Source organism: Streptomyces sp. SID14478, assembly GCF_010548525.1.
Classification (GTDB): domain Bacteria; phylum Actinomycetota; class Actinomycetes; order Streptomycetales; family Streptomycetaceae; genus Streptomyces.
This window is the reverse complement of record NZ_JAAGMG010001076.1, coordinates 1-4101: the sequence shown is the minus strand read 5'-3', so window position 1 is coordinate 4101 and position 4101 is coordinate 1. Positions and strand designations below refer to the sequence as shown.

Below are 4101 nucleotides of genomic sequence, written 5' to 3'. Positions count from 1 at the left end.
GCCTGCACGCCCCCGCCCCCGGCTGGTCCCTGGAGGCCGACGTCGTGGTCGTCGGCTCCGGCGTCGCCGGCCTGACCGCCGCGCTGCGCTGCGAGGCCGCGGGCCTGCGGACCGTCGTCGTCACCAAGGCCCGCCTCGACGACGGCTCCACGCGCTGGGCCCAGGGCGGCATCGCGGCCGCGCTCGGCGAGGGCGACACCCCCGAGCAGCACCTGGACGACACCCTGGTCGCGGGCGTGGGCCTGTGCGACGAGGCGGCCGTACGCACCCTCGTCACCGAGGGCCCCGGCGCGGTACGCCGCCTCATCGCGAGCGGCGCCCGCTTCGACGAGACCGAGGACGGCTCGCTCGACCTCACCCGCGAGGGCGGCCACCACCGGCGCCGCATCGCGCACGCGGGCGGCGACGCGTCGGGCGCCGAGGTCTCCCGCGCGCTCGTCGAGGCAGTACGCGCGCGTGGTGTGCGTACGGTCGAGAACGCCCTGGTCCTGGACCTGTTGACGGACGCGGAGGGCCGTACCGCAGGCGTCTCCCTGCACGTCATGGGGGAGGGCCAGCACGACGGCGTCGGCGCGGTCCTCGCCCCGGCGGTCGTCCTCGCGACGGGCGGCATGGGCCAGGTCTTCTCCGCGACCACGAACCCGCACGTCTCGACCGGCGACGGCGTGGCCCTCGCCCTGCGCGCGGGCGCCGAGGTCAGCGACCTGGAGTTCGTCCAGTTCCACCCGACCGTGCTCTTCCTGGGAGCGGACGCCGAAGGGCAGCAGCCCCTCGTCTCCGAAGCCGTGCGCGGCGAAGGCGCCCACCTGGTGGACGCGGACGGCGTGCGCTTCATGGTGGGCCAGCACGAACTCGCCGAGCTCGCGCCCCGCGACGTCGTCGCCAAGGGCATCACGCGGCGCATGCTGGAGCAGGGCACCGACCACATGTACCTCGACGGGCGGCACTTCGGCGCCGACATGTGGGAGCACCGCTTCCCCACGATCCTCGCCGCCTGCCGCGCCCACGGCTTCGACCCGGTCACCGAGCCGATCCCGATCGCCCCGGCCGCGCACTACGCCTCCGGCGGCGTCCGCACCGACCTGCACGGCCGCACCACGGTGCCCGGCCTGTACGCGTGCGGCGAGGTCGCCTGCACGGGCGTCCACGGCGCGAACCGCCTCGCCTCGAACTCCCTCCTGGAGGGCCTGGTCTACGCCGAGCGCATCGCGGCGGACATCCAGGAGCAGCACGCCCGCCACGACCTCCACGCGCGCGTGCCCGCCCCGGTGGAGCACCCGCAGACCCCCACGCACCCCCTCCTGCCTTCGGAGGCCCGCTTCGCGATCCAGCGGGTGATGTCGGCGGGCGCGGGCGTGATCCGCTCCGCCGACTCCCTGACGGAGGCCGCGGCCCAGCTGGGCCGCATCCACGCCGAGGCCGCCAACTCCCTCGCGGAGAACGGCAAGACGGCCGAGCCGGGCGTCGACACCTGGGAGGCCACGAACCTGCTGTGCGTGGCCCGCGCCCTGGTCGCCGCCGCCCGCCGCCGCGAGGAGACCCGCGGCTGCCACTGGCGCGAGGACCACCCCGACCGCGACGACACCGACTGGCGCCGCCACATCGTCGTGGGCCTCAATCCCGACAGGACCCTGGCCACACGCACCACGGCCACCGCAGACTTCCCCGCAACCGCTACGAACACCCAGGAGCAGTGACCGACGTGAGCGCCACCCCCGACCTCCCCCTTGTGGACGCCGACAGCGGCGGCTGCGGCGACGACTGCGGCTGTGCGCACGAGGCCGCCGAGGACGCCATGGAGTGCGGCCTCGACCCGTCGCTCGCCCAGCTCCTGCTCGACGCGGGCCTGGACCCCGTCGAGATCGAGGACATCGCCCACCTGGCGATCGCCGAGGACCTCGACGGCGGCGTCGACGTGACGACGGTCGCGACGATCCCCGAAGAGGCCGTCGCCACCGCGGACTTCACCGCCCGCGAGGCCGGCGTCGTGGCGGGCCTGCGGATCGCCGAGGCGATCGTCTCGGTGGTCGCCTCCGACGAGTTCGAGGTCGAGCGGCACGCGGAGGACGGCGACCGGGTGGAGGCCGGGCAGCAGCTCCTGTCCGTCACCACCCGCACCCGCGACCTGCTCACCGCCGAGCGCAGCGCGCTCAACCTCCTGTGCCGCCTCTCCGGCATCGCGACGGCCACGCGCGCGTGGGCGCTCGCCCTGGACGGTACGAAGGCGAAGGTCCGCGACACCCGCAAGACCACTCCGGGCCTGCGCTCCCTGGAGAAGTACGCGGTCCGCATGGGCGGCGGCGTCAACCACCGCATGTCGCTGTCCGACGCGGCCCTGGTCAAGGACAACCACGTGGTGGCGGCGGGCGGCGTGGCCGAGGCCTTCCAGGCGGTACGCGACCACTTCCCCGGCCTCGCCATCGAGGTCGAGGTCGACACGCTGCACCAGCTGCGCGAGGTCCTCGACGCCGGCGCCGACCTGATCCTCCTGGACAACTTCACGCCGGGCGAGACCGAGGAGGCCGTCGCCCTCACCGACGGCCGCGCACTCCTGGAGTCCTCCGGCCGGCTGACCCTGGAGAACGCGGCCACGTACGCGAAGACGGGCGTCGACTACCTCGCGGTCGGAGCCCTCACCCACTCCTCGCCGATCCTGGACATCGGCCTCGACCTGCGGGAAGCGACCGCCTGATGCTGCTCACCATCGACGTGGGCAACACCCACACGGTCCTCGGCCTGTTCGACGGCGAGGAGATCGTCGAGCATTGGCGCATCTCCACGGACGCCCGCAGAACCGCCGACGAACTCGCCGTCCTGCTCCAGGGCCTGATGGGCATGCACCCCCTGCTCGGCGACGAACTCGGCGACGGCATCGACGGCATCGCCATCTGCTCGACCGTCCCCTCGGTCCTGCACGAACTGCGCGAGGTGACGCGCCGCTACTACGGCGACGTCCCCGCCGTCCTGGTCGAGCCCGGCATCAAGACCGGCGTCCCGATCCTCATGGACAACCCCAAGGAGGTCGGCGCCGACCGCATCATCAACGCGGTCGCGGCCGTCGAGCTCTACGGCGGCCCGGCGATCGTCGTGGACTTCGGCACGGCGACGACGTTCGACGCGGTCTCCGCGCGCGGCGAGTACGCGGGCGGCGTGATCGCCCCCGGCATCGAGATCTCCGTCGAGGCCCTCGGCGTACGCGGCGCACAGCTGCGCAAGATCGAGCTGGCCCGGCCGCGCAGCGTCATCGGCAAGAACACGGTCGAGGCCATGCAGGCGGGCATCGTCTACGGCTTCGCGGGCCAGGTCGACGGGGTCGTGCACCGGATGGCCAAGGAGCTGGCGGCCGACCCGGACGACGTCACCGTCATCGCGACGGGCGGCCTCGCGCCCATCATCCTCGGCGAGGCCTCGGTCATCGACGAGCACGAGCCGTGGCTGACGCTGATCGGGCTGCGGCTGGTCTACGAGCGCAACGTCTCCCGTTTGTAGCGAGTCGGTTCGTTCCTGCTTCACACAACCTTCCTCCGGTGGTGTCCGTCGGACTCGGCGATCTGCATTCCTTGATCGCCGAACCGCCGGAGGACCGCACCGTGCCGAGCCCCTCGCCGGTACGCGGCCGCCGCCGGTGCGGCACCGCTCGCGGGCGCGCCGCCCTGTTCGTCGTCGTACGCCGTCGAAAGGCCGCGTACCTGTAAATGCGAGGGCACGCCGGAAATTGCCGGTTAACCCGATTTTGTCCGTACCGATGCGTATCGTCAGCTCATGCCCACGCCCTACGGAAACCGCGGCGGCATGGCGTTCGGTGCAGAAGAGCTGCGTGTGCTCCGACGCGCCCTCGCCCTCGCCCTCCACCCCAGCACCGCCTCGGACACGGACGTCCGGGACTGTCTCCGACTCGCGGAGTCGGTCGACGAGAGCGTGCAGGAGGCCGCCCGCTTGCGGGCCTTCCTGCTTGCCGACCTCGACCGGTACCGGGCCGCCCTGCCCGGCTCCGTCACCGGCTACCTGAGCCTCCTCGAGGACGCCCTGGCGGCCGGGCACCGGCCCGCCGCGGACGACCTCGCGGCGCTGCGCGCCCTGCGCGGCAACCCCACCGCGGCC

The 4101-nt window shown here is 73.4% G+C and carries 4 protein-coding genes and 1 pseudogene; all 5 read left to right on the top strand.

Annotated features, from left to right (window positions below; translation table 11 throughout):
- The first annotated feature begins 2 nt into the window (after positions 1-2).
- Positions 3-1697, top strand: coding sequence for an L-aspartate oxidase (locus G3I40_RS35175; protein ID WP_239092129.1), 1695 nt, complete (start codon positions 3-5; stop codon positions 1695-1697).
- Positions 1694-2692 carry a carboxylating nicotinate-nucleotide diphosphorylase gene (nadC, locus tag G3I40_RS35170; RefSeq protein WP_164558905.1) on the top strand — a complete coding sequence of 333 codons (999 nt, stop codon included), beginning with the start codon at positions 1694-1696 and terminating at the stop codon, positions 2690-2692. Before G3I40_RS35175 ends, nadC begins: the two co-directional genes overlap by 4 nt.
- Positions 2692-3489 carry a type III pantothenate kinase gene (locus G3I40_RS35165; RefSeq protein ID WP_164558904.1) on the top strand — a complete coding sequence of 266 codons (798 nt, stop codon included), beginning with the start codon at positions 2692-2694 and terminating at the stop codon, positions 3487-3489. The genes nadC and G3I40_RS35165 overlap by 1 nt, the downstream gene beginning before the upstream one ends.
- Positions 3490-3527: 38 nt before the next feature.
- The gene (locus G3I40_RS35160) at positions 3528-3695 is read left to right on the top strand and encodes a hypothetical protein (RefSeq protein WP_164558903.1); all 168 of its coding nucleotides are present in this window, start codon (positions 3528-3530) and stop codon (positions 3693-3695) included.
- Between the two features lie 67 nt (positions 3696-3762).
- Positions 3763-4101 (top strand): annotated as a pseudogene (locus G3I40_RS35155) (hypothetical protein); the annotation flags it as partial.